Here is a 970-nt window from a genome sequence, read left to right on the forward strand (position 1 = left end):
TACAGCACTTGCGTCTATTATGAGGTACACTAGATTAAAATATAAATCCTTTTAAATGAAGTCCTACTCTGTCGATCTTCGAGAAAAAATAGTTGCAGCACATCTTGATAAAAACATCTCCATCAGGAAAGTGGCTAATATCTTTTCCGTCTCAAAAAGTTTAGTACAAAAGCTTGTAAAACAACAAAAACTTGAAGGAAATTTACAATCTAAGCCGCGAGGAAAGCCACAATTTAGTCATTTAACAAATGCTGACGTAGAGTTGAGAGAATTAGTTGAATCATATCCAGATGCAACATTGATAGAGTTGTGTGAATTATTTGCAGACAAGACTGGCAATTGGGTAGGTCAAAGTGCAATGTGTCGTGCCTTACAGAAATTAGGATTAAATCGGAAAAAAAAACGAAGCGGAGTACCCAAGCAGGAACAGAAAGAGTCCTGAATTTAAGATTAGATTATTGGGAAAAGGTCAAACATATAGAGCCAGAAAACTTAGTATTTTTGGATGAAACTGGTGTCTTGCTTGGGTTAACGAGGACTCATGCCCGTTCACAAATGGGAACAAGAGCTTACTCTCTTAACCCCTTCTATAGAGGCTCAAAAGTTACAGTAATTGGAGCAATTAGTATTAAAAAAGTAGTTGCATTAATGACAATGAATGGTTCAATGGATGGCATTGCATTTGAATTATTTATTGAGAAGTTTTTAGTGCCAAATTTATGGTCAGGAGCAGTGGTAGTTATGGATAATTTATCTGCACATAAACTAGATTCAATTGTGCCAATGATTGAAGCTATAGGTGCGAAAGTTATTTGTTTATCCTCATACTCCCCCGATTTTAATCCAATTGAATTATGGTGGTCACAACTTAAATCTTTTTTACGCAGTTTTGCTCCAACTACAACAGAAATGGTTGATAAACTAATCTCAGTTGCACTCAATTTAATAAATCCTCAACATTTAAGAAACT

Annotated in this window: 2 protein-coding genes; both read left to right on the forward strand. The window is 35.2% G+C overall.

Annotated elements, in window-relative coordinates; all coding sequences use genetic code 11:
- Positions 1-55 precede the first annotated feature (55 nt).
- The gene (locus V7K44_RS23645) at positions 56-442 is read left to right on the forward strand and encodes a helix-turn-helix domain-containing protein (RefSeq protein WP_334934950.1); all 387 of its coding nucleotides are present in this window, start codon (positions 56-58) and stop codon (positions 440-442) included.
- A gap of 59 nt (positions 443-501) precedes the next feature.
- Positions 502-970, forward strand: a 469-nt coding sequence (locus V7K44_RS23650; RefSeq protein ID WP_334934952.1) for a transposase, incomplete at its 3' end; no start/stop codon positions are given.

This window comes from Nostoc sp. (assembly GCF_036917235.1).
Lineage (GTDB): Bacteria > Cyanobacteriota > Cyanobacteriia > Cyanobacteriales > Nostocaceae > Nostoc.